The organism is Erythrobacter colymbi (genome assembly GCF_002155685.1).
GTDB lineage: Bacteria > Pseudomonadota > Alphaproteobacteria > Sphingomonadales > Sphingomonadaceae > Erythrobacter > Erythrobacter colymbi.
The window spans coordinates 352,601-376,855 of sequence record NZ_MUYK01000004.1 but is presented as its reverse complement, the minus strand read 5'-3'; the positions used below and the strand labels follow the sequence as shown (position 1 = coordinate 376,855).

Here is a 24,255-nt window from a genome sequence, read left to right as displayed (position 1 = left end):
TCGCTACGCTCCTCGCAATGACGAGGAGGAAGGTCAATGGATGAAGAATAGCGCCTGTCCGGAGCCGCAGGCTCCGCAAGGCCGAACGGCCGCCCGCAGCGGGCGCAGCTTTGCTGCGCGTCTAGCGAGGACGGGGGCGCGGAGGCGCCCCCGCACACATCAATGCACGAATCTGGCCACCACGTCCCGATAGGAGCGGCTCACCTTCACCTCGGCGCCGCTGTCCAGCACCAGGAAGCATTCGCCGTTGGTGTGGGGCTTAACCTGCCGGACGAGGTCGAGGTTGACGATCGTCGAGCGATGGACGCGCTGGAACTTCCTCGGGTCGAGGCGGCGTTCGAGGTCCTTCATCGTCTCGCGCAGCACCAGCGAATTGTCGCCGGTAGAGATGATCATGTAGTCGCCCGCGGCCTCGATATGCTCGATCGTGTCGACCTCGACGCGGAAGATCTGGCCGCGGTCCTTGACGTTGATGAGCTTCTCGAAGCGGTCGGCGCTCTCGGTCGCGGGCGTGGTGGTTTCCACAAAATCCGCCGCCCGCTCGGGCGCGATCTCGCTAAGGACTTCGAGTAGCTGCCCGGCATCCTCGGACGACTTCTTCTCGGCGAGGCGCTGGCGCACGCGCTCGATGGTGTCGGCGAGCTTCTGCTCGTCGACCGGCTTCATCAGATAGTTGACGGCATTGGCCTCGAAGGCGCGGATCGCGTGTTCTTCATAGGCGGTGACGAAGACGAACAGCGGGGGTTCGATCTCCATCACGCCCTTGACGACGGAAAAGCCGTCGAATCCGGGCATCTGGATGTCGAGGAAGACGAGGTCGGGCTTCTCGGTCTTGATCTTGCGGATCGCCTCGCGGCCGTTGGCGCAGGTGTCGATGATTTCCACGTCCTCGAACGGCTGGAGCCGCAGCTGGAGGCCCTGGATGGCGAGCTTCTCGTCGTCGACGAGGATGGTTCTGATGGTCATGCGGTCGTTCCGATGATTTTGGGGGGATTTAGGGGGATGATATTGTCGCCCCCGCCACTTGGGGCAGTCCCGACTGCCGCGGCGGGTGCTGTCCTGTCCTCGGCTCTGGTGGCCGGAGTGAAGGGAATCTCGATCAGCACGGTGAAGCCGCCCCCAGCTTCCGAACGGGTTTCGAACAGATGCGCATCGCCATAGGCCTGCGCCAGACGATTGCGGATATTGGCAAGGCCGACGCCGGTGGAGACCGGGCGGCCGGGCGCGACCGGTGCGGCCGGATCACGCGGGGTATCATCCATGCCCGGCCCGGTGTCCTCCACCGTCAGCCGCAGCCGGTCACCGATCACGCGCGCGGTGAGCGCGATCTGCGCGCCTTCCTCCTGCGTGCTGACGGCGTATTTGATCGCGTTCTCGACCAGCGGTTGCAGCAGCATCGCGGGGAGCTGCGCGGTCTTGGCCGCCTCGTCGATCTCGAAATGGGTGCGCAGCCGCTCCTCGAAGCGCATCCGCTCGATATCGAGATAGAGCTGGAGCGTCTCGATCTCCTGGGCGAGGCTGACCTGGCTGCCGGGCTCGGCGATCAGGGTGTGGCGCAGGAAGCCCGAGAGGCGCGTCAGCATCGCGTTGGCAGGCTCGGTCTGCTTCAGGAGCACCAGCGTCGAGATGGAATTCAGCGTGTTGAACAGGAAGTGCGGGTTGAGCTGGTAGCGCAGCATGGCGAGCTGCGCGGCGGTGGCCTGCGCTTCGAGCCGCTCGAGCCGGTCGGCCTGCTGTTCCACCGTCAGGAAGAAGTTGATCGCGTAGTAGAGCGCGCTCCACCCGACCAGCAGCGCGAGCGGGATGAACGACAGGCTGATCACCAGCTGCAGGAAGGTCGTCTCCCGGCTGGCGCCGTAATAGACTCCCTGCACCCACGCGTCGATCGAGGTGTTGATGATCACCGCCGCAGCCAGAACCACGGCTGTCATCCCCCATGTGATGAGCGGGCGCTGCTGGATCAGGACGCGGTAGGCGACCGACAGCAGCAGGCTGATCGAAAAGCCGGTGACGGTCGAGATGAGGATCAACGCAAGAAGTGCGAAGGGTTGGTCGTTCGCGAAGGCGATCACTGCGCGCAACAGGAACGCGGCACCCCAGCCCGCCAGCTGGAGGTTCCAGAACGCCCGGTTCTTGCTGGCGAAGAACGGCGCCGCCTGGATCTGGAGCACTGCCATAGTCCGCGATGGTCTAACTCATTTCGTCGCAAACGACACGGGTAATCGGTCGCGCCGCCGTGACAGTGCAACGGTTCAGCGCTCGGGCGTTATCTCCCGCCGGAAATGCTGGCTCCAATCCGCCCTGCCCTCGCGCGCCATCAGGTCCTGCACCAGGGGCAGTTCGCGCTCCATGTGCTCTGCGCGTTCGTCCCAGCCTTCGTGGTTGCGGCGCATCCTCAGGCCCGAATCGTGCTTCGCGCCCCAGCGGCGCATGAAGCGCGGGCCGGCGGAGGGATCATAGCCCGCATTGGCGAGCAGCCACGGCACCAGCCGGTCGGCCTCGCGCTCGATCCGGCGGACGTTGCGGTCGCTGCGCCCGTGCTCGTCGAGCCATGCGTCATGGCCGAGCACATTGTGCGCCAGCTCATGCGCAACGAGCGCGGCGAAGACCTCTTCCTCGGGGTAGGCGAAGGCGGGAAAGCCGATGCCGATCACCACCCGGGCGCCGTCGGCCACGGCCTTGTCGCCATCGCCCATCAGCTCGAAGCGGCTGGCGCAGACCTCGACCGGCTGGACCCGCGCCGCCCCGCCATCGGCAAAGGTGATCGCGATGCCGCCATGCTCGGTCAGCATCGCCTCGATGTGGTCGTGCACCTTCGCCAGCCGCTGCCATTCGAAGCGCTCGGCGGCGGGGAGCGTGTTGGGATCGAGCGTCTCGATCCGCGCCACCTCGCGGTTGCGGGTGAATATCCCGGCGAGCGCGGCGGGCGATCCGCGCGCGGCGGTCTGCACCGCGAAGTTGCCCTTGAGGCCGAGCGCGCGGCGGGCAATCCCGGCCGCGCCATAGCTCGCCATGTCCTGCAATTGCAGGCCGATGCCCGGCACGATCCGCGAACAATAGGGCGCATTGGCGCGGGCGAGCTGCCAGCCCACATCCTGCAAGCGCTGGTCGGCATCCTGATAGCGGCCGATGGCGGCACGCTCGGCAGCGTAATCGATATCGATATAGGGCAGGGCCTCGTCCTGCGCGGCGAGCGGCGCCGCGGCGGCGGCGAGCCACGCGAGCAGCACCCCCCTGCGCATCGCTGGCCTCAAGAAGCGGTGCCGGCGGCGGTCAGTGCCGCCTTGAGCTTCTCGTAGCCGACCGCCCCGCCGAAGGGCTTGTTGCCCGCGATCCATGCCGGGGTGCCGGTGAAGCCCAGGGCGCGGGCGTGATCGAGGTTGCGGGCGATCTCGGTCGAGACGACCTCGGAGGCCATGTCCTGCTGGGCCTTGGCCATATCGAGCCCGGCGGCGCGCGCGGCGGCCTCGACATCCCTCGTGCGGAACATCGCATCATGGAAGGCGGCGTATTTGCCCTGCATCCCCGCCGCCAACGCCATGCGCGAGGCGACGTCGCTGCCTTCGAAGATCGGCCATTCGCGGATCACGACCTTGAGATCGGGGTCCTCGGCGATCAGGCGGCTCACGTCGCCGAGGCTCTGGCGGCAGAAGGTGCAGTTGTAGTCGCTGAATTCGACCAGCACGCGCTTGCCGTTGGGGTTGCCGAGCACGACGCCGGGGAAGGGCTGGAGCACCTCGCCCCCCATCTGCGCGAGCCGCTTGGCCGCCTCCTGCTCCTCATAGGCCTGCGCCATCTGCGGCAGGAGATCGGGGTTGCCGAGCAGGAAGCTGCGGGTGCGGTTGTCGGCAAGGCCGGAATAGGACCACGCCGCCGCGCCGAGGAAGCCGAACACCAGCCCCAGCAGCGCGGTCAGCAGGGTGTGGCGCAGGGGCGAAGGTTCGGATGGGGTCGACATGGGTGCTTTCGTGAGGTTGGGCGAGCGGCGGGACGGAGCCGCAGCCTAGCGCCGCTTCTTGATCTGTTCCAGTTCGGCGCGCGCTTCGAGCGCGACATCCTGCGCGCGGATCCAGTCGGCCGAGCCATAGGGCAGGTAGGCCTCGGCCGCCTGCGCGCTGGCGATTGCCTGCGGATACTGGCGGTTCATCACCTGCACCTCGGCGCTGGCGAGCCGCGCGCGCGGAATGTCGCCGCGCGCCTCGTAGACCACGCCGAGCTGATACCAGGCGAAGGGATTGTAGCGGTCCTTCTGCACCGAGGCGCGCAGCACAGTCTCGGCCTCGGCGAAGTTCGACTGGTCCTCGGTCGCGATCAGCGCATGGCCGAGCAGGCCCGCGATCAGCGGATGCGCGCGGGTCAGCTCGGTCGCGCGGCGCAGCGGCACCAGCGCATCGCGCGGACGCCCGGATTCGAGCAGCACCTGCCCCTTCAGCTCGAGGAACCACGGATTGTCGGGTTCGGCGGCGATCAGCGCGTCGGTCTCGGCGATCGCCATGTCGATGCGCGCGTCCTTGTGATAGGCATAGGCGCGGGCATAGCGGGCGGGGACGCTGGTGTCGCTCGGCGGGAAGGCGACGAGGGTGCGCTTGGGCTCGTTGAGATAGCCGTAGAGCTTGGCCTTGGCGCGCAGGAAGCGCTCCTGCAGCACCGGGTCTTCGGGCGTGTTCCACGCCGCATCCTGTTCGAGCAGCCCGCGCAGGGTCTGGATGCGGTCGCCCGAGAGCGGGTGGGTGCGGGCATAGGCGGCCTCGTCGGCCTGGCTGTAGCCCGCGCGGATCTCGTTGCCGCGCAGCCGCTCGAAGAACTTGATCATCCCCCGGCCCGAAATCCCCGCGCCCGAAAGATAGCGCGCGCCGGCAAGGTCGGTCGCGGCTTCCTGATCGCGGTTGAACGACAGGAAGGTGCCGAGCGCGGCCTGCTGGCCGGCGGCAATGATGCCCATTCCCGCATCGCCCGCCCCCGCCAGCGCCGCGCCGACACCGAGCAGCAGCGAGAGGATCGAGATGCCGTTGGCGGCCTTGGTCCGCTCGTTGAAGCGCACCGCGTGGCCCGCGGTGATGTGGCCGAGCTCGTGCGCGAGCACGCCCTGCACCTCGTTGGCGGTGCCCGCGGCGTTGATCAGGCCCGAATGGACGTAGATCGCCTGGCCGCCTGCCACGAAGGCGTTGATCGATTCGTCGTTGATCAGCACGACCTCGACATTGCCGGGCTCGAGCTCGCTCGCCTCGACGATCGGGGCGAGCAGGTCCTTCAGCAGCTCCTCGGTCTCGGCATCGCGCAGGATCGACTGCGCCGCGACCGGCTGGAACGCGAAGGCCATGCTCGCGACGAGGGCAAGGCAGAAGGCAAGAAGTTGAGGGCGACCGCGCATCGGCGGCAATCTACCGGACTCGCGGCTGAACGCAATCTGAAGGTGGGCGGGCCGGGTGCAATCGCTTTCCCGCCCGGGCCTGACCCGGGGCCCCGCTCCCTGAGATTGTCGCGATGAAGGATCGCAGCTGGGGCCCCGGATCAATCCGGAGCGAGGATAACGCGTTATCCGACTATCTTGCGCGCCGCCCGTTCGATCAGGGCGACGTCCTCGGGCACTTCGGCGAGGATTTCCGCGCAGCCGATCTCGTCGCGGCGCACCAGAACAAGCGCGAATTCGGGGCCGGCGCCGTCGAGATGCTCGAGCGTGATCGCCTCCAGCGAACGCAGCGCCTGGGCGAGCGCCTCGCGCACCGCGTGGGCATCCTCGACCGGCTTGCCCTGCTCCTCGCGGCGCAGACGGCGTTCGGCCTTGACCACTGCCTTCACCCCGCCCTCGGTCTCGGCGAGGAAGCCCGCGAGGCTCCCGCGGCCCAGCTTGAGGCGGTGGGCGTGGGTCAGGACGGCGGCATATTCGGTGAGGCGCGTCTTGTCGTAATCATGGCCGAACACGAGCTTGACCACCGGGGTCATCGGCGCGCGTTCCTGCACGGTGAGGCCCGCGTCCGCGATCAGTTCGGCATAGTCCTCGGGCGATTCCTGCGCGGCGAGGCTGAAGTCGTAGGCGCGGCTGACCGCGGCATAGAGCGCCGAGCGGCTGCGGTCCTCGGTGCTGTCGGCAGCGCGCGCAAGCTCGCGCGCGGCGGCGAGGCAATCGTAGAGGCCGGCATCCTCGGGCAGATCGGCGGCGAAAGCGGCGGCATCCGCGTCGTCGTCCTCATCTTCGGTCTCGGCCTCGTCCACCGGCTCGAATACCCGCGCGGCGACCGGCGCAACCTCGGGCTCGGGCTCGGGCGCGGGTTCGTAGACCGGGGTGAAGGCATATTCCGCGTCGACCTCGTCCTCGATCGGCAGGGGTTCGATGCCGGTGAGGTCGATCGCCTTCTTGGCCGGAGCCTCGATGTAATCGGCGAGGCTGGCGAAGTTGTAGCCCGCGTTTTCGGGCTCGCCTTCGTCCTCGTCATATTCCTCGTCGTCATTGTCGAGCGCGTACTGGCTGAAATCGGGCAGGCCCGATTCGGCGTCGATCGCGGCTTCGAGCCGGTCGAAAGGGTTGTCGTAGGGATCGGCGTCAAAGGCAGCCTCGAGCTCGACCACGTCGTCCTCGTCCTCGTGCGCGGGCGAATCGGCCCAGTCGGTCACGGGTTCGGCGGCGCGCGGGGCGGGTTCGGGCTCGATCTCGAGCTCGCTTCCCAGCTCCAGCGCCTGGTCGATTTCCAGCAGCAGCTCGTCCGCGGTCAGCTGGTCGGCCATCTCCTTCCAGTTGATCACGCCGTAGATGAAGTCGATCGTCTGGTCGTCGCTCGACAGCGGCAGCAGGATCCCGCGATAGAGGATCGCCACGCCGGCGTGATTGACGAATTCCGCCTCGAACCCGATCGGCGCCTGGTTGGCGAGGATCTGCATGTAGTGGTCGGTGATGCGGCTCAGCAGCGAGCGCGGCGGCACGTCCGACAGGCGGGTGATCACGCCATGCGCGCTGCATTCCTGCGCCAGCTTCTCGCCGAGGAAGCGCACGCCCGGGTTGTCGATCCCGTAGGAGAAATCGAGCAGCACCGAATGCGGGCCGAAATCGGGGAGATTGGCCGGATCGAGATCGTCGATATGCGGGAACATGCGGTCGCCCAGCAGGCCCGCCCAGTGGTTGTAGGCGCGCACCTGCATGCGCCGCTCGTCCTGGCCGATGGCGTGCGGAGGAAGATCGCGGGTGCGGGCCGGCTCGTGGCCGTCATCCTCGGTCTCGTCCCAGCCGCCACTTGCAGCCGAGTCGGAACCGAAGGTGCCGCGAAGAGTGTCCATGGCTTTAATCCGCCCCTTGGTGAACCTGTGTCGGGACGTTCTGGCGCGGCGTGGTAAACATCACGTTAAACGCGCAGGGAGGTTTTGTGTGCGGGGCGGGCGGTCTGCGCCACCGAATGTGGCTGCTACAAAAAGTACCTCATCTTGATCGTGACCCGGCTGGTGCCCTCGCCGATCGCCATCACCGCGTCGGAGAATTTGGGCGGCGCCATGCGCACGGGGGCATCGCGCGAGAAGCCGTAGCCTTCCTTGGGCATCATCCCCATCGCGCGGTCGGCCTTGCCGTTGTCGTTCTCGTCATGGAGCAGCGCGATGGCATAGTTGCCGGGCTTCACGCCGGTGAAGCGGATCTCGACCTTGCCGTTGGCCGATACCACGGTGCGGAAGGCGTTGGGGTCCTTGATGCACTTGGGGAAGATGTCTGCGCGCGTGGTCATGCAGGCGCGCACCACGCCCTTCTTCGAGCGCAAGTCGGTGACGGTGATCACCACCTCGCCGGTCCGCGCCTGCGCCGCCGCGACCGCGCCCGTCGCGAGCGCCGCCGCCGCCAGAACCGCCCCGCCAGTCTTCATCGCACGGCCCCCTGCGGCGCGTGCCCGGCCTCGGCCACGATCCGCTTCGACAAACCCTTGTCCGTCCCGCAGACGCGATCCCAGAACCGGAAGTAGAGCCCGTAGTTGCATCGGTATTCCTCGTGATGGCGCTCGTGATGGCTGGCGGTTATCAGCCAGTCTCCCAACGCCGAGTGAACGAGCCAGCGCGGGAACATCTCCCACCCCATGTGATTGGTGACCCCCATCACCGTCGCCACCGTCAGCACCAGGCCGAGCACGGCGATGTGGATCGGGACGAGGAACACCAGCACCGGCACGACGATGGCGCCGGTCACCGCCTCGACCGGATGGAAGCTCATCGCGGTCCACGCCGTGGGCGGCCGGCTCTCGTGATGGACCGCGTGGGCGATCCGGAACCACTTGGGCCGGTGCATCCAGCGGTGGCTCCAGTAAAAGCAGGTGTCCTGCACGAAGAGATAGATGAAGAGGCTCAGCGGGTGCCACCACAGCGGCAGGCTGGCCCAGTCAGCGGTGAGCATCGTCCAGCCGTGGTGCTTCCAGCCCCACAGCACAATCCCCGCCGGCGCGCCGTAGATTGCCGCCGAAAGCAGCGACCAGCGGATCTCGCGGCCGATCTGCGCGCGCTTGCCCGCGTAGAGCCCGGGGCGCATCCTCGCGGTGGCGAAGGCGAACAGCCCGCTCGTCAGCACATAGCGCAGCGCCACGATCATCGTGACGGCGAGGCTGACGATCAGCAGCGCGAGCGGGACGGGGGTGTCGGCAGGAAGCATCGCGCGGCCAGCTATGCCGCAATTATGCGCGGCGAAACAGGCCTAAGTCAGCCATGCGCGTCGAGCGCGGTGCACAGCGGGTCGAGCAGCGCCATGTGCCGCCGCATCGCGACCCGCGCGAGATGCTCGACCTGCGTCTTGCGGCGCGCGGCGGCGAGCGGCTCGAGAGCGGCGGGGCGCAAGATCTCGGCATCATAGCCATCGGCCACGATCACCCCGCAGGTCTCCGGGCGATAGGCCGCGCTCTCCAGCGGCGCGCGGTCGAGTGCGGGGGACAGTCCCCAGTAGAAGCGGTCGCAGAAATCGAGATAGTCGGGCCACTTGGCATCGCCGAGCAGATCGGCGCGCGCGACCTTGATCTCGACGATCACGATCAACCCCTTGGCATCGATCCCCATCAGATCGGCGCGGCGACCGTTCTTCAGCGGCACCTCGGGCAGGCACCAGATGTCGTTGCGGGCGAACAGCCGCCCGATCCCGCGCGCGACATCGCTGGCGGCGAGCGCGGGCGAATCGGGGGCAAGGGAAGGTGCGCCGGACATGGCCCGAGCGTTGGAACGAAAGTGGAACGCAGTCAAGCCTGCGGAAGCGCTTTCAGGCGTGGCCGAGCACGCTCGCCATCGCCGCGCGGGCAGCGTGGAACTCGCGCCACAGCACCAGCGCGGGGGCGGAGGTGTCCTGCCCGCGGCGGGTGAGGGTGCCCAATGCGGCCAGCCCGCTGTCGAGCATCGCCGCGCAATCGCTGACGGTCTGCGCCACCAGCGCGCGCTGCCACGGCTGCGCGCGGGCGATCACCGCGCCAAGCTCGCCGCCGATCTCGACCGGCTCGGGCGCGAGCCGCGCCAGCATCGCCAGCGCCGCCGCCTGCCCGTGGAGCGCGACCAGCGCCTCGGCCAGCACCTCGGGCGCGGCGTCGGCGGCCGGTGCCGGAGCGGCGGGCGGGAGAATCGTCTCGGGCGGGAGCGTTGCCATGCCGGGGAGGCTATGCCGCCATCCTTTCCGATTGGTTAAGTGCCGCCTAGCACCCCGCACCCGGACGCGGTGCCGATGCAGGGGCCGTCCCGCCATGCGACACAATTCTTGTGGCGCACCCCCGCGCCTCTTGCTAAGCGCCCCGCCGCGCAGCACTATCGCCGCGCACGCATGGCGACCCATGCACCCGTAGCTCAGCTGGATAGAGCGCTGCCCTCCGAAGGCAGAGGTCACAGGTTCGAATCCTGTCGGGTGCGCCAACAAGGCCCGCTCCCTCGCCAGAGGAGGCGGGCCTTGTCGGTTCTACCCAGGCAGCTACGAATCCAGTTCGGAATCGGAGCGCCGCAGGCGCGGAGATGGCGAAGCGCCGCAGGCGCGAAGCAATCTTGTCGGGTGCCGGGCCCTTCCCGCCGACGCACACCGCAAGCCCTCATGTCATTTATCACACAAATATGACGGTTCGTCGAAACCGCGGCTCCAGTTGGTTGCGCAGGCGAAGCCGGGCGCACCACGAGTCCGTCTGTCCTTTGAGCGGTTGAAAGGTCACGGGCACCCCCTGCCCGATCCCTTTCCGCCAACGCCGCTCGGACACTTTCGACCCCGAACTCGAACAGGGAAACAACGCGATGAACTATAAGGACGCGCGGTCTCGCCGCGCCCATCTGCTGCTGACTGCCGGTGCCATCGGCCTTACGGCCCTCATGCCCTCGATCGCCGCGGCGCAGGATGCCGTCGTCTCCGAAGAGGAGCTGGCCGAAGAACCCGGCGAGGCGATCGTCGTCACCGGTACGCGCATCCAGCGCCCCGAGGCCGCGACCGCGACCCCGGTGGTCGCGATCACCGCGGAGACCATCGTCCAGTCGGGCATCAACAACGTCACCGAACTGCTCGCGCAGAGCCCGGCGCTGTTCAATTCCGAGACCAACTTCGACGCCGCCGGCTCGCAGGCGCGTACGGGCGCGGCGGGTGTGAACCTGCTCAACCTGCGCAACCTCGGCGCGAACCGCACGCTGACGCTGGTCAACGGCCGCCGCCATGTCGCGGGCGTTTCGGGCGAGGCAGGGGTGGATACCAACACCATCCCCGTCAGCCTGATCGAGCGGGTCGACATCCTGACCGGCGGCGTCTCGTCGGTCTATGGTGCCGACGGCGTCTCGGGCGTGGTCAACTTCATCATGAAGCGCGACTTCGAGGGCATCGACATTCGCGCGCAGAACGGGATCTCGGACTTCGGCGATGCCGACAGCAAGTTTGTCTCGGCGACGGTCGGCACCAACTTCGCCGACAACCGCGGCAACATCGCGGTGAACTACGAGTTCCGCAAGGATGGCCGCGTCGGCTTCGGCGATCGTCCCAATGGCCGCTACGAGGCGGACACGCTGGTGCGCAACCCGAACGACATTCCCGACGATCCGAACGTGCCGGACAACATCTTCCTCAACCGCATCGGCTATGCCGACAGCTCGCCGGGCGGCGCGCTGGTGATCGACGGCAGCTTCAGCCCGGTCTTCAACGGCGATGGCCGGCCCTATGATCCGGGCACCTTCCTGCCGCAGTCGGGCTTCCTCGCGCAGGGCGGCGACAACACCCCGGTCAACGACTACCAGGGCGACCTTCAGGCCGGGACCGAGCACCACAGCTTCAACGCGCTGTTCTCCTACGAGCTCACCCCGAGTGTGCGCCTGTTTGCCGAGGGCAAGTATGTGAAGTCGAAGAACTTCACCGTCGCCCAGCCCTCGTTCGACTTCTTCACCTTCATCTCGGAGGACAACCCCTTCATCCCGGCGAATGTCCGGGCGGCGGGGCTCGACGAATTCGGCGGGCTGCTGTTCAACCGCGACAACTTCGATTTCGGCACCCGCAACGAGAATTTCGAGCGCGATCTCTATCGCGGCGTGATCGGGCTGGATGGCGACATCTCCGATAACGTGAAGTTCGAGGCGAGCTACGTCTACGGCCGCAACGACACGACCTACATCTCCACCGCCCAGCGGATCGAGGACCGTTACTTCGCCGCGCTCGACGTGGTCGATGTCGGCCAGTTCCGCACCGGCACGCCCAACGGCGTGTTCGACTGCCGCGTCAATCTCGACGGCGGGGCGCTGGCGGATGCGGGCAACGGCAACTACGGGCAGGCCCCGCAGACCTTCACCCCCGGCCAGTGCGTGCCGCTCAACATCTTCGGCGAGGGCGCGCCGAGCCAGGCCGCGCTCGACTTCATCCTGACCGACACGCGCAACAACTACCGGATCGAACAGCACGTCGCCAACGCCTACATCTCGGGCGATTTCGGCAAGTTCTTCGAGCTGCCGGGCGGCGCGGTGAACTTCGCGTTCGGGGCCGAGTACCGCAAGGAGAAGAGCAACTTCCAGCCCGACGCGATCTCGACCCAAGTGGCCGATTTCGACGAGAACACCGGCGTGCTGGCCGATCTCGCGCTGCTTGCGCCCGAAGTCGGCAGCTTCGACGTGTGGGAAGCCTTCGGCGAAATCAACGTGCCGCTGCTGTCGGACCGTCCGTTCTTCGACCTGCTCGAATTCACCGTGGCGGGCCGCTATTCGGACTATTCGACCGTCGGCAGCACCGAGGCATGGTCGGTCAACGGCCAGTGGGCCCCGATCCGCGATGTCCGCTTCCGCGGCGGCTATTCGAAGTCGGTGCGCGCGCCCAACATCACCGAGCTGTTCGCGCCCCGCAGCGGCACCTTCGCCTTCATCGACGATCCGTGCGGGCCGGAGAACATCAACCAGGGCACTTCGTTCCGCGCGGCCAATTGCCGGGCGCTGATCGAGGGTCTGGGGGTCGATTTCGACACCTTCGATCCGGCCAGCGACATTAACTCGAGCGCCAGCCGCGAAGGCGTGTTCTCGGGCAACCGTGACCTGACCGAGGAAAAGGCGACCACCTGGACCGCGGGCGTGATCCTCCAGCCGCGCTTCGCGCCCGGCCTGACGATCACCGGTGACTGGTACGACATCCGTCTGACCAACGCCGTGCGCACCGCCTCGCTCGACGAGACCGCGCAGTTCTGCGTCGATTCCGCCTCGCTCGACAACGTGTTCTGCGATGCGATCACGCGTTCGACGACGACCGGCTTCGTCACCAACTACCTGCTCTCGCCCGAGAACGTCGCCTTCATCGAGACGGCGGGCGCGGACGTGACGGTGAACTACGGCTTCGAGCCGGGCAACCTCGGCCGCATCAACCTGCGCGGGACGATCGGCTATCTCGACAAGCTGCTGGTGCTGCCGGCCAATGGCGGGATCGTCGACGACAACCAGGGCGAGAACGGCGCGCCCGAGTGGGTCGGCACGGGTGACGTGACCTGGACGCTGGGCAACTTCACGCTCAACTACGGCGTGCAGTATGTCGGCGACCAGCTGCGCTACGAGAAGGACGAGATCGCGGGCGATCCGGACATCGCGGCGCCCGATGTCATCACCATCAACGACCGCTTCATCCACGACCTGCGCGCCGAAATCGCGACGGACGACCGGACCGCGAGCTTCTATCTCGGGGTGAACAACTTCACCAACGAGCTGCCGGCGCGCGGCCTCGCGAGCCAGTCGGGCGTGGGCTGGCTGGGCCGGTACTTCTATGCCGGCATCCGCGTGACCACCGACAAGCTCGGGTTCTGACACGAGGGGGAGCGGCCGCAGGCGCACGCGTCTGCGGCCCGTCCCGCCGCGGCCCGCTTTCCTTCGGGATGGCGGGCCTTTTTTGTGCGCCCGCCCGCGTCACCCTGTCCGGGTTTGCCGCGCCTTCGCGTCTTGCCCTGTGACGGACAGATGAGCCGTTTCGATGGGGGAACGATAATGACACGATGGATGATCGCCGCGATGCTGGCGACGGGCCTCGCCGGATGCGGCGGGGGTGGTGACGGTGCGGCGAGCGGGAGCGGGGGCGGTGGCAGCGCCGCCGCGCCTGCCGCCAGCGGCTGGGATGCGACCAGGGCCTGCGACATGCTCGATGTCGGCAAGCTCTCCGGCATCACCGGCCAGAGCTTCGAGACCGCGAAGATCGCCAACACCACCCCGATGACCGAAGCGACCGCCGCCACCTCGCTGTGCGAATACAGCGGCGCGGGCGGGGCGACGGCGGTGCTGCTCACCCGCGAGGCGCCGTTCGACGATGCGACGCCCGAGGCGATCGAGAAGGCGCGCACCGCCGACGGCATGATGGACCCGGCCGAGGATGTCCCCGGCCTCGGCAAGGCGGCACTGTGGCGCGCGGCACCGATGGCGAAAACGCTCCAGGTGTTCTTCGACGAGCGCCGTTCGGTGGTGGTGACGCTGGTCGGCAAGGACGCGAGCCTCGAGCAGGCGACGGCAGTGGCGCGCGCGGTCGCGCCGTGACGACCCTGCGCGCGGCGCTGCTGGCGGGCCTGCTGGCGCTCGGCAGCGCGGCGGGGGCGCAGGACGACGGCACGGATGCCTCGATCGCGGAGGACTTCGCGGGGGAATGGCAGATCGTGCCGGCGGACGGCGCGCCAGCCTGCGCGGTAAGGCTGGGGAGCGGCGAAGTCTCCGGCGGGTGGCCGGCGGCAGCGCGATGCGAAGGCTCGCCTGCCGCCGCCACCGCCGCATGGAGCTTCGCCGACGGGTTGCAGCTGCGCGATGCGGGGGGCGCGGTGCTGATGGCGTTCGAGGAGGACGAGGGCGCGGTGCTCTCCAGCCCCTCGGTGGCCGCGCCCGCCTTCTACCTCGTGCCCGCGATCCCCGGCTTTGCGCGCCTGCGCCAGCCGGGCGAGTGGGCGGGGGTGTGGCGGATCGCGGGCAAGGCAAGTCGCAGCGCATGCGTGCTGCGCTTCGGCCCGCCTGCCAGGGTCGACGGCCAGCACCTCGGTGGCAGCGTCACACCCGTCCGCTGCCGCAGCGCGGCGCTGGGGCGGATGGACGGGTGGTATCTCGAAGGGATGGACCTGATGCTGACCGGGCCGGACGACGCGCAGATCGCCTTCTCGCCCGATGGCGCGGCGACGCATCGCAGCGAGGATGGCCGCTGGCAGCTCGCCCCCGGGGGCACGGGGCGCTGACGATTGACGCACAGGCCCGCGCCGAAGCATGGTGCGGAGCAGGGGGGATACACATGGCGAGCAATGATTCCGGTCGCTGGGATGCGATCATGGCGGCCTTCGATGCGACTGCGTCGCTGGGCGCAGAGGCGCGGGCCGAGGCGCTCGGCAAGCTGGCGCCCGACATCGCGCGCGAGGTCGAACGGATGCTCGCGGCGGCCGAGCTGACCGGCGTGCTCGATGGCGGGCCGCTCGGCCTCGTCGGCACGGCCGCGCCGCAACCTGCCACCCTCGCCGAGGGCGCGCGTATCGGCGGCTTCGTGGTCGAACGCCTGCTCGGGCGCGGGGGGATGGGCGAGGTCTACCTTGCCACGCGCGACGATCCCTCCTTCCGCCAGCAGGTCGCATTGAAGCTGCTGCGGGTCGACATGGCGGTCGACGAGAAGCTGTTCGCGCGCGAGCGGCGGATGCTGGCGCGGCTCGATCACCCGCATATCGCCCACTTCATCGATGGCGGGGTGACGCCCGAGGGGCGGCTGTGGATGGCGATGGCCTATGTCGAGGGCGAGACGATCAGCGCCTGGGTGCGCCGCGCCAACCCCTCGCTCGAAGCGCGGATCGCGGTGTTCCGGCAGGTGTGCGAGGCCGCCGCGCACGCCCACGCCAACCTGATCGTCCACCGCGACATCAAGCCATCGAACATCCTGATCGACCGGCAGGGCCGCGCGCGCCTGCTCGATTTCGGGGTCGCCTCGCTCGCCGAGGATCCCGATCGCTCGGGCGTGACAGGAGGCGTGCTGACGCTGCACTACGCCTCGCCCGAACAGCTGACCGCCGGGCCAGTGACGGTCGCGACCGATATCCATGCGCTGGGGCTGATCCTCTATGTCCTCCTCGCCGACACCCAGCCGTGGGGCGACAGCGGCAGCCCGCTCTCGACGCTGGTGCGGCGGATCGTCGAGGACGAGATGCGCGGGCCGAGCCGGGCCGAGAACCGCGGGGCCGCAGCGATCCCGGCGGCGCGGGTGGCGGGCGATCTCGACGCGATCGTGCTCAAGGCGCTGCGCAAGGACCCGGCCGAGCGCTATCCCGGGGTCGCGGCACTGCTCGCCGATCTCGATGCCTGGGCGGAATTCCGCCCCGTCGCGGCCCGTGCGGCGACGCAGGGCTACCGGATCAAGCGCTTCCTGAGGCGCTACCGCTGGCAGGTCGCCGCCGCTGCGGCGCTGGTGCTGACGCTGACCGGCGGGATCATCGCCACCACGCGACAGGCAAACATTGCCGAGGCCGAGCGCGACCGAGCGCTGGCCGAGGCGCGGCGGGCGGATTCGATCGTCCAGACGCTCACCCTCACGCTGGCGCAGGGTGGCTCCTCGGAAAACCTCACCTTCCGCCAGACGCTCGACCAGACCGCCAAGCGCCTGCTCGAAACGCTCGACGCCAGCGAGCGTTCGGGCGCGACGGCCAATGCCATCGGCGATCTCTACATCTTCATCCAGGATGCGGCCTCGGCGCAGGCCTTTCTCGATGCGGCGCTCTCGAAAGGGATCGGCAAGGACAGTGCGGTGGAGACCGCGCGGCTCAAGGCCAGCCTCGCCGATGTCGAGCTCTTCACCGGCAAGCAGGACCGCGTCGCCGCGCTGCTCGACGAGGCGCAGGCGATGCTGCCCCCCGGCACCCCGGTCAGCGCGGAGGTCGCCGAATCGATCATCAGCACCCGCGCCAGCCTTGCCCGGCGGCAGGGCGATCTCGACAAGGCGCTGGCGCTGGTTGGCGATCTCGACCGCGCCGAGCGCGCCTTTGCAGGCAACCAGAGCCAGCTGCTGGTGCGCTACAACAACCTCCTCGTATATCTGGTCGAGGCCAACCGCCTGCCCGAGGCCGACAAGGTGCTGGCGCGGGCGGACCAGCTGATGGCAAAGTCGGGGCTGGGCGATACGATACAGGGCTTGGGGCTCGACCAGTTCCGGGCGGCCGTGCTGATGCGCACCGATCGCAATGCGCAGGCCGGAGAGGTCCTGCGCCGCCTGATCGAGCGGCGGCGGCGGCTCTATGGCGAAAGCCCGGCGCTCGCCTCCGACCTCTCGCTCTATGCCCGCCAGCAGCTGGCCGAAATGCGGTTCGATGCAGCCGCCGCAGCGGCGGGTGAGGCGCGGCCGATGCTGGCAAAGTTCCTCGGCGAACAGGCGGTGCCGGTGGTGTTGCAGGATCTGGTGATCGCCCAGATCCTTGCCGAGCAGGGCAAGGTCGCCCCGGCGCGCGCGCAGATCGCCAAGGTCGAGGCGCTGGCCGCCGCGATCCCGCCGCTCGCCCCGCAGCTGGAACTGACCCGCGCCGTGATCGAGCTTGCGGGGGGCGACAAGGCGGCCGCCAGCGCGGCGCTCGACAAGGCGGAAGCCGGGTTCAAGGCGATGGGGCCGGCGGGGACCTTCGGCATGCAGGGCGTCGCCAGGACCCGCGCCCGGGTGGCGAAGCTGCCCTAGGTGGCGGACGGGGGCGGCAGGTCTCCCGCCGCCTCGGCCATCTGCGCGTGGATCCACGCCCGCGCCCGCACCCACCAGCGCCGCACCGTGCGGTCGGTGATGCCGAGCACCTCAGCGGTCTCGGCCTCGGACAGGCCGACGAAGAAGCGGCAATCGACCAACCGCGCGAGATCGGGATCGCGGCGGGCGAGATCGGCGAGCGCATCGCCGAGCGCCACCAGCTGTTCGTCGGCGTGATCCTCGGCGGCGAGATGCGCCATCGCGGCGGTCAGACTCGCCCGCTCGCCCTTGCGCTTGCCCGCCAGCCGCGCGCGCGCCGCATCGACCAGAACGTGCCGCATCGCGGTCGCCGCGCAGCCGAGGAAATGCGACTTGCTCTGCCAGTCGGCGCGGCCCTTGATCTTGAGATAGGCCTCCCCGATCAGCTCGGTCGGCTGGAACGTGCCGGGGCTGCCCGCCCAGCGATGCTCGCGCCGGGCGATCTCGTGCAATTCGTCGTAGAGCAGCCTGATCAGCGCTTCCGAGGAAGGCGCGCGCATCATCCCGTCCCGCTCGGCCCCATCCCGCCAGGTCATCGCCCCCCGCATCGCTGGAAAACAACAGGAGTGTGCCTTGCGCCGGTCGTGTAAGCAAGCGCGCAGTGGGGTCGCGCAAAAATGTGGAGTCGCCCTGTCCGGATCGGCGCAAAGGTGTCGTCTAGGGCAATGACGACCTTTGATTGGGGGACATCATCATGAAGACTTCGACCGGCCTGCGCCTTGCCGTGATTGCCTTGGCGTCATCCACCAGCCTCACCGCCGCATGGGCGCAGACCGCGCCCGCCGGACGCCCCGCGCCGATCAGGCTGGGGACGCCGACCCCGTCTCCGACGCCGTCGCCCTCGCCGACCGCGACGCCGACCCCCACCGCGACCGGCAGGCCGGCGCCGATCCGCCTCGGCACGCCCGCGCCTGCCCCCGCCGCGACACCGACGCCCGCTCCGGCACCGGCGCCGACTGCGACAGGGCGGCCTGCGCCGATCCGGCTGGGCACCCCGGCCCCCGCCCCGACGGCAACGCCGACCCCGACCCCTGCCCCGATCCGCATCGGCGCGCCCAAGGCCACCCCGACGCCGACCGCTACGCCCACGCCCACCGCCTCGCCCGCCGCCAAGACCACACCGGTCAGTTCCGGCCCGCCGAAGGTCGCGCCCGGGGTCAATGCCAACACTGTCGGCCAGAACGCCAACACCGCCTCGATCGCCTCGCGCCCGGGTGATCCGGTGCGCGGCGGGGTGGACGAGATCCTGCCCTCCACCCGCGTCGCCGCGCCGCGCGCGCCGGAACAGATCGCGCTCCAGACCGGCTCCTACCGCCCGCAGCGTGCGCTCGCGGCGCCGGTGCGCTGGGCCGACCAGCTCAAGACGATGGGGCCGACCCAGACCTTGATGCTGAATGACATCCAGACCAAGCCGCAGATCACGCTCGGCACCACCAAGGTCGACATGAGCCGCGTGCTCGCCAACCCCAAGTCGGTCGCCAACCAGGGCATCGCGCTCCAGAAGCTGCCCGATGCGGTCAAGGTCAACGCCACCTCGCTGGTGGTGACCAAGGTCGCGAACGGCCTCCTGGTGCGCAGCTTCGTGAACTACACGCTGCTGCCGGGCACCTGCACGATCCCCGCCCGCCGCGCCAAGGTCGAAGCGGTCGGTGTGCGCTGCGCCAGCCCGATGACGGACGCCGCGCGCGACAAGGCCTTCTCCACCCCCGGTGATGCGCATTACATCGCCGACCCGGCGATGCGCGCCGCCGCGATCGCCGAGGCCAAGACCCGCGCGGCCGAGGAAGCCGCGACGCTGGCGAAGGACGTCGCCACGCTACGCGCCGATCTCAAGGACCCTGCCCGCCGCGCCGAGCTGGTCGCCGCGCTGGGCGAGGCCGAGGTCACCCGCCTCTCCGGGCTCGACGATGGCGGGCTGTCGGCGGAAATCGTCAACTCGGGCGAGACCAAGATGGAGGATGTCAGCTACATCCCCGTCAACGATGTCGCGCAGACCGCCAAGCCCGCGGTCAAACTCGGCCTCACCCCGCCGCCCGCGCCTGCCGCAATCAGCAACCAGTATGATCTGGGCACCAACTATTTCCTCGCCGGCTTCACGCTGGGGCGGGAATACGAATGGCGGATGCGGGTCGAACAGCGCATCAACCGCTGCCTGATCGGCTGCGCCAAGACCTATTACGTCGAGGCCTTCGCGGGCTTCAATTACGGCCTCGGCCTGCGCTTCCCGATCGAGCTGACCGGCACTGCCAATTACGTGAGCGCCGGCAACGGCAGCTCCAGCGCCTCGGTCACGCCCAAGTTCAAGGTGTTCGACGGCAATGCCGCGCAATACCTTGCGTCGGGGCTACCCGAGTCCAAGCTGTTCAACGCGCAGGAATTCGTCGCGCAGCTCGGCGCGCATGCGGGCTTTGGTCATGATCTGCCGCTGATCCCGTCAGCGGCGGTCAATTACTCGCTCGATTTCGATTTCACGAAGTATCTCAAGGGCAAGTTCGCGGGTGGAAACTTCATGCCGCCCAACCCGAAAGAGAAGGTGGTCGAAAACATCACCATCTACGATGTCGACCTGCTCGGCGGGCAGGGCAACTTCGGCTTCGCGGGGGCGCAGGTGTTCCCTGCGGCGAACATCATCCTCACCTCGAACGAGCTGTCGTTCACTCTTGTCGACCGCAATGGCGGGAAGCCCGTGAAGCTCACCACCAGCGGGCAGAAGGTCAACCTGGTCCCCGATGCGAAGACAGGTGCGCTCGAATTCGACATCAAGGACCCGGTCTACAACCTCGAGCTGACGGTCGAGCCGGGGATCACCGCACGGCTGTTCGTCGACATCGGGCTGTGGGGGAAGAGCTGGGATCTGCCGATCTTCTTCCCGAGCCTCGCGATCTCGCTGCCCTCGGGCGGCGTGACCTTCGCCTGCCATGAGGGCACCGTGTGTTCGCGTGACTTCACCTTCGCGCCCGACCCCGGCAAGCTGGCGATGCAGGATCTGGCGCGCTGGTCCAACCAGTTCGAGAGCGTGTGGCTGCCCCAGTGCCGCGATGGCCAGTGCGAGGAGGCGATTCGCTTCATCCGGGTCGGCTACGAAGGGGTGATGAAGCAGAAGATCGAGCAGTTGGGGCCGAACGCCGGCAAGCTCAGCCAGGACCCGTTCTTCACCACCAAGTTCGCCGAAGCCAGCGCGCTCGCCAAGAAGGTGAAGCGCGAGGGCGATCTGCGCCGCTTCAGCGCCGAGTTCGAGCCCAAGTGGACGGGTCAGTGCGCCGATACCAAGTGCAAGGGCGCGATCAAGATCATCCGGACCGGCGCGGAGATGGAGTTCAAGAAACTGATGCCCCCCGGCGTCCCCGTCCCGCCGCCGACCAACGGCGTGATCCTCGAGGACTTCGACTGGCAGTCCCGCGAGGCGGCCGCCGACAAGGAAGCGATGCAGGCGGTGCTCGACAGCCTCAACACCAAGATTGCCGCAGCGAAGGACAAGTGGATCGGGAGCACCAAGGCGCCCTACGACCAGCAGTGCTACGACGTGCAGTGCCGCTACGAGGTGGCGCGGCTCGCCGACGAGATGGGCGGCAAGGCGACCGTGCTGTTCCAGCTAAGCCCCGGACTGAAGCCGAGCGGCGTGATCGCCGAGGTGACCACGCGCTACGCGCCGAAGTTCAAGAAGGCGGTGGCCGACGGGCTGCTCCGCAAGAACGGCCCCGAGATCAAGTAGGGCCGGGCGGATGGCGGTGGCACGCGCCGCGGTCGGCTGCGTCTCGGCGGCGTTCTTCGCGGCCGCGATTGCCCTGCTGGCGATTGCCGGGTGGATGGTCAGCCGCGACCCCGGCTTCTCGGGGCCCTCGGTGGAGGCGACAGGGACGGTGGTCGCGCTCGAGCGGTCGAGCTCGGCCAACCGCTCGGCCACCTACCGCCCGGTGGTGGTGTTCCGCGACGCGGGCGGCACCGTGCGGCGGTTCGTGAGCACCATCGGCAGCAATCCGCCCGACTATGCCGAGGGCGATGAGGTCGCGGTGCGCTACGATCCGGCCGCGCCCGAGGGGGCGGTGATCGACAGCTGGGCCGCGCGCCTGCTGCCCCCCGCCCTCACCGCCGGCATGGGGCTGCTGATCCTGTGGCTACAGGCGAAGGCGATGTTCTCCGCCCTCGCAAACCGCCGCCGTGCGAGGGCCTCCGGATGATCCTGAGAGGTGCGGCGGGAGCGTTTGCCGCTCCCGCCGCCCTCACATCACGCCGCAGCGCGCGCGGCGATCCATTCGTCCACCCGGCGCTCGAGGATCGAAAGCGGCTGCGATCCGCTGGCGATCAGGAGGTCGTGGAAGCCCTTGATGTCGAACTTCGGCCCCAGCTTGCTCTCCGCCCGCTGGCGCAGCTCCATGATCTTGAGCATCCCGATCTTGTAGCCGGTCGCCTGCCCAGGGAGCGTGATGTAGCGCCGCACTTCCGAGCGCGAGCGCTCGATCGGCTGGCGGCCGGTGGTGTTCATGTAGGTGACCGCCTCGTCCTCGGTCCAGCCCATCGCGTGGATGCCGGTGTCGACCACCAGCCGCGCCGCGCGGAACAGCTCGGCATCGAGGCGCATGAAGTCCGCTGCCACGTCGGGGAAGGCGTTCATTTCCTTGCACAGGTTCTCGGCATAGAGCGCCCAGCCCTCGCCGAAAGCGACATAGCCGGTGACCGAGCGGAACTTGGGCCCGCCCTGCTGGCGCACCTGGATATCGCCCTGCATGTTATGCCCGGGCACCGCCTCGTGGCACATCAGCGTGTACATCGCCGCCGGATCGGGGACGGTGCCGACGAGGTGCACATAAGTGCGCGCCGGGCGCTTGCCGTCGGGGCTCGGCGCCGAGGCATGGGCCGCGCCGCCCGCGACTTCGGAGAAGGCCGGCTCGCGCACCACTTCGATGCCGTAGGCGGGCAGGGTGCCGAAATAGGGCGCCAGCAGCGAACGCGTATGCGCGACGAAGGCGTTGGCGGTGTCGAGGTACTCCTTGCGCGCCGCATCGTCATACTGGCGCGGCGGGTTGAGCCGCGCGCGCTCGGCATAGAAGGCGTGGCGATCGGCAAGGCCTGCCTGCCGCGCGAGGGCATCCTGCTCGGCCTCGATCCGCGCGACTTCCTTGCGGCCGATCTCGTGGATCTGGGCGGCGGTGTAATCGGTGGTGGTGACGAGCTTCAGCTCGTTCTCGTAATAGGCAAGGCCATCGGGCAGGGTCAGCGCGCCGACCTTGCCGCTGGGGGCGGTGGGCAGGCTCGCCTCGGCCCAGGCGATCACGCGGGCATAGGCGGGCTGGATGCCGAGCACCGCCTGCCGCGCCTCTTCGAGCAGCGTGTCGGCCTCGGCCTGCGTCAGCTTGCCGGCGGTGACGAGCCCGGCGGTCTTGGCCTTTACGTCGGCCCACAACGCGGCGTCAGGCCCCTCGCCGAAAGGCGCGCCCGAGGTCAGCTGCTTGCTGCCCGCGATGATCGTCTCGATCTGGAAGCGCGGCGGGTTGATCCCGGCCTTCTGGCTCGCCTGCGTCCGCTCCAGCGCGCGGTCGAGCACGGCGGGCAGGCCCTTGAGGCGTCCGATGTAGTTCTTCAGATCGGTCACATCGGCGACCGTGTGGGTGTTGATCAGGAAATCGGGCAGCTGGCTGTGCGCCGAATAGAGCCGCGAATAGAACGGCGGGCGGTAGATGCGGTTGGCGAAAGACATCTCCGCACGATCCGCCTCGAGCGCCCAGATGTCGTAATTGACCTGGCCCTCGGGCGAGAGCTTCGCGCGGTCGAACTGCGCCTTCATCCGCGCGACGCTGGCCTTGCGCCATGCGAGCTCGGCGCGGGCGGCCTCGTCCGAATTGTCGTTCCACTTGTCGCCGCCCTCCTTGATGCCGAGGCGGGTGGCGAGCTGGGGCTGGGTCTTCACATAGGCCGCGAACTCCGCATCGAGGAAGGCGGTGAGGCGCAGATCCTCGCTCTGCGCGGTGGCGGCGGGGGGCGTCTGGGCCTCTGCGGCGGTGGCGGGCAGAGCGGCGGCAGCGGCAAGCGCCATCGCCAGGCTGAAAGCGAGCTTGTTGGTCATCGATGGTCCCTTAGCGCGCAGGGTCGCGCGTGTGCCCGCAGGGTTAGCGGCCAAGGGACAGGCGATGAACCCCCTTTCGTCGAGCCGTATCGGCGCTTCAGCGCAGACGGCGGAAGGCGCTCGGGCTGATGCCGGTGTGCTGGCGGAAGGCGCGGGCGAAGGCCCCGCCGCCCGAATAGCCGACCGACAGGCCGATCTCGGTCATGTCGGTCCCGGTCTCGTGCAGCAGCCGCCGCGCCTCGGCCATGCGGCGCTCGATCAGATAGGCGTGGGGCGGCTTGCCGACGCTGGCCGCAAAGGCGCGCACGAAGTGGAAGGGCGACAGGCCCACCAGCCGCGCGAGTCCCTCGACCGGATGGTCTGCGGCCAGATCGGCCTCGATCCATTCCTTGACCCGCCGCACCTGCCACGGCGCCAGCCCGCCCTTGGCGAGCGCGCGCGGCGGCTCGGCGAAGGGTGCGCCCGAAAGGCGCAGCAGCCGCAGCACCACCGCCGAGAGGGCAGCTTCGGCGAACTCGGCGGCGACCCCGTCACCGGCCGCACCCTCGCCCCACAGCTCGCCGAGCAGATGCGCGACCGAAGCGCAGGCGCTCATCCGCGCATGAAGCGCGCCGAGATCGGCGCCCGGCGCGCACCCGGCGCGCTCGGCGATCTGCCGGACCGCCTCCCACGGTACGCTGAGCGAGAGCATCTCGAACGCGCCCTCGCCCTCGAAATGACCCTGCATGCCCGGCGGGGCCACATCGAACTCGCCCGGGCGCTTGGTGCCTTCGAACCGGCCGAAGCCGAAGTCGGCGCTGTAGCGCACCTCGCCCGCGACCAGCTTGTGGAGCACCAGCTCGGGCACGGCGGGATCGGGGATCGGCGCGTCCGAGCGGAAGCGGAACATCCGCGCGCCCTGCCGCGAGGGCAGCGCACGGGCTTCAGCGGATACGGAAGGGTCGAGGCCACGGGCCACGAAAGCATCGAAGCTCTCATAGTCCTGGCTGGGCGCTCTCATAAAAGAGTGCGCCTCCGGTGTTTCTGTGTTTCTGCGCCCCGCATGGCGAGTTGCTTATCACAACCCATCCAT

19 protein-coding genes and 1 tRNA gene are annotated in these 24,255 nt (G+C 68.8%); 7 read left to right on the top strand and 13 right to left on the bottom strand.

The window, feature by feature from the left end; translation table 11 throughout:
* Nucleotides 1-159: 159 nt before the first annotated feature.
* The 10 genes from BZF57_RS11445 to BZF57_RS11400 all read right to left on the bottom strand — a co-directional run bounded on the left by BZF57_RS11445 (nucleotide 160) and on the right by BZF57_RS11400 (nucleotide 9,586).
* Nucleotides 160-966 (bottom strand): LytR/AlgR family response regulator transcription factor, encoded by an 807-nt coding sequence (locus tag BZF57_RS11445; protein ID WP_086737875.1) that lies wholly within the window; start codon nucleotides 964-966, stop codon nucleotides 160-162.
* A complete protein-coding gene (locus BZF57_RS11440) occupies nucleotides 963-2,177 on the bottom strand; it encodes a sensor histidine kinase (protein WP_086737873.1) in 1,215 nt (404 codons plus the stop codon). Before BZF57_RS11440 ends, BZF57_RS11445 begins: the two co-directional genes overlap by 4 nt.
* Nucleotides 2,178-2,252: 75 nt before the next feature.
* A complete protein-coding gene (locus BZF57_RS11435) occupies nucleotides 2,253-3,242 on the bottom strand; it encodes a M48 family metalloprotease (RefSeq protein WP_086737871.1) in 990 nt (329 codons plus the stop codon).
* An 8-nt stretch (nucleotides 3,243-3,250) separates the two neighbouring features.
* Nucleotides 3,251-3,958 carry a DsbA family protein gene (locus BZF57_RS11430; protein ID WP_086737869.1) on the bottom strand — a complete coding sequence of 236 codons (708 nt, stop codon included), beginning with the start codon at nucleotides 3,956-3,958 and terminating at the stop codon, nucleotides 3,251-3,253.
* Between the two features lie 45 nt (nucleotides 3,959-4,003).
* Nucleotides 4,004-5,371: a M48 family metalloprotease gene (locus tag BZF57_RS11425; RefSeq protein ID WP_086737866.1), complete on the bottom strand. Its 1,368-nt coding sequence runs from the start codon at nucleotides 5,369-5,371 to the stop codon at nucleotides 4,004-4,006.
* 164 nt (nucleotides 5,372-5,535) lie between these two features.
* A complete protein-coding gene (locus tag BZF57_RS11420) occupies nucleotides 5,536-7,269 on the bottom strand; it encodes a PAS domain-containing protein (RefSeq protein ID WP_086737864.1) in 1,734 nt (577 codons plus the stop codon).
* Between the two features lie 125 nt (nucleotides 7,270-7,394).
* Nucleotides 7,395-7,841, bottom strand: coding sequence for a DUF2141 domain-containing protein (locus BZF57_RS11415; RefSeq protein ID WP_086737862.1), 447 nt, complete (start codon nucleotides 7,839-7,841; stop codon nucleotides 7,395-7,397).
* On the bottom strand, nucleotides 7,838-8,614 hold the full coding sequence (locus tag BZF57_RS11410) for a sterol desaturase family protein (protein WP_086737860.1): 777 nt from the start codon (nucleotides 8,612-8,614) through the stop codon (nucleotides 7,838-7,840). The genes BZF57_RS11415 and BZF57_RS11410 overlap by 4 nt, the downstream gene beginning before the upstream one ends.
* A gap of 47 nt (nucleotides 8,615-8,661) precedes the next feature.
* Complete coding sequence (locus tag BZF57_RS11405) at nucleotides 8,662-9,156, bottom strand: MmcB family DNA repair protein (protein ID WP_086737858.1); 495 nt, start codon at nucleotides 9,154-9,156, stop codon at nucleotides 8,662-8,664.
* Between the two features lie 52 nt (nucleotides 9,157-9,208).
* On the bottom strand, nucleotides 9,209-9,586 hold the full coding sequence (locus tag BZF57_RS11400; RefSeq protein WP_086737856.1) for a hypothetical protein: 378 nt from the start codon (nucleotides 9,584-9,586) through the stop codon (nucleotides 9,209-9,211).
* Between the two features lie 183 nt (nucleotides 9,587-9,769).
* Here BZF57_RS11400 and BZF57_RS11395 point away from each other — a divergent pair.
* The 5 genes from BZF57_RS11395 (at nucleotide 9,770) to BZF57_RS11380 (ending at nucleotide 17,083) form a co-directional block, all read left to right on the top strand.
* A tRNA-Arg gene (locus BZF57_RS11395) sits at nucleotides 9,770-9,846 on the top strand.
* Between the two features lie 366 nt (nucleotides 9,847-10,212).
* On the top strand, nucleotides 10,213-13,224 hold the full coding sequence (locus BZF57_RS11390; protein ID WP_086737854.1) for a TonB-dependent receptor domain-containing protein: 3,012 nt from the start codon (nucleotides 10,213-10,215) through the stop codon (nucleotides 13,222-13,224).
* Nucleotides 13,225-13,374: 150 nt separating this feature from the next.
* Nucleotides 13,375-13,941: a hypothetical protein gene (locus BZF57_RS21245; RefSeq protein ID WP_162290995.1), complete on the top strand. Its 567-nt coding sequence runs from the start codon at nucleotides 13,375-13,377 to the stop codon at nucleotides 13,939-13,941.
* Nucleotides 13,938-14,621, top strand: coding sequence for an AprI/Inh family metalloprotease inhibitor (locus BZF57_RS21240; protein ID WP_162290994.1), 684 nt, complete (start codon nucleotides 13,938-13,940; stop codon nucleotides 14,619-14,621). The genes BZF57_RS21245 and BZF57_RS21240 overlap by 4 nt, the downstream gene beginning before the upstream one ends.
* Nucleotides 14,622-14,674: 53 nt before the next feature.
* A complete protein-coding gene (locus tag BZF57_RS11380) occupies nucleotides 14,675-17,083 on the top strand; it encodes a serine/threonine-protein kinase (RefSeq protein ID WP_143738471.1) in 2,409 nt (802 codons plus the stop codon).
* On the opposite strand, the gene BZF57_RS11375 is transcribed toward BZF57_RS11380, so the two are convergent.
* Entirely contained in the window at nucleotides 17,080-17,658 is a 579-nt protein-coding gene (locus BZF57_RS11375) for an ECF-type sigma factor (RefSeq protein ID WP_162290993.1), read from the bottom strand. The two genes, BZF57_RS11380 and BZF57_RS11375, sit on opposite strands and share 4 nt — an antisense overlap.
* A 158-nt stretch (nucleotides 17,659-17,816) precedes the next feature.
* Between BZF57_RS11375 and BZF57_RS11365 the strand changes: the two genes are divergently transcribed.
* A complete protein-coding gene (locus BZF57_RS11365; protein ID WP_143738469.1) occupies nucleotides 17,817-20,834 on the top strand; it encodes a hypothetical protein in 3,018 nt (1,005 codons plus the stop codon).
* A 10-nt stretch (nucleotides 20,835-20,844) separates the two neighbouring features.
* Nucleotides 20,845-21,300: a DUF3592 domain-containing protein gene (locus BZF57_RS11360; protein ID WP_086737843.1), complete on the top strand. Its 456-nt coding sequence runs from the start codon at nucleotides 20,845-20,847 to the stop codon at nucleotides 21,298-21,300.
* 47 nt (nucleotides 21,301-21,347) lie between these two features.
* Here the strand turns inward: BZF57_RS11360 and BZF57_RS11355 are convergent, their stop codons facing one another.
* Together BZF57_RS11355 and BZF57_RS11350 are read right to left on the bottom strand one after the other, a co-directional pair.
* Nucleotides 21,348-23,183, bottom strand: coding sequence for a DUF885 domain-containing protein (locus tag BZF57_RS11355; protein ID WP_086737841.1), 1,836 nt, complete (start codon nucleotides 23,181-23,183; stop codon nucleotides 21,348-21,350).
* Nucleotides 23,184-23,280: 97 nt separating this feature from the next.
* Nucleotides 23,281-24,183 (bottom strand): helix-turn-helix domain-containing protein, encoded by a 903-nt coding sequence (locus BZF57_RS11350; protein ID WP_086737839.1) that lies wholly within the window; start codon nucleotides 24,181-24,183, stop codon nucleotides 23,281-23,283.
* Between the last annotated feature and the right edge of the window lie 72 nt (nucleotides 24,184-24,255).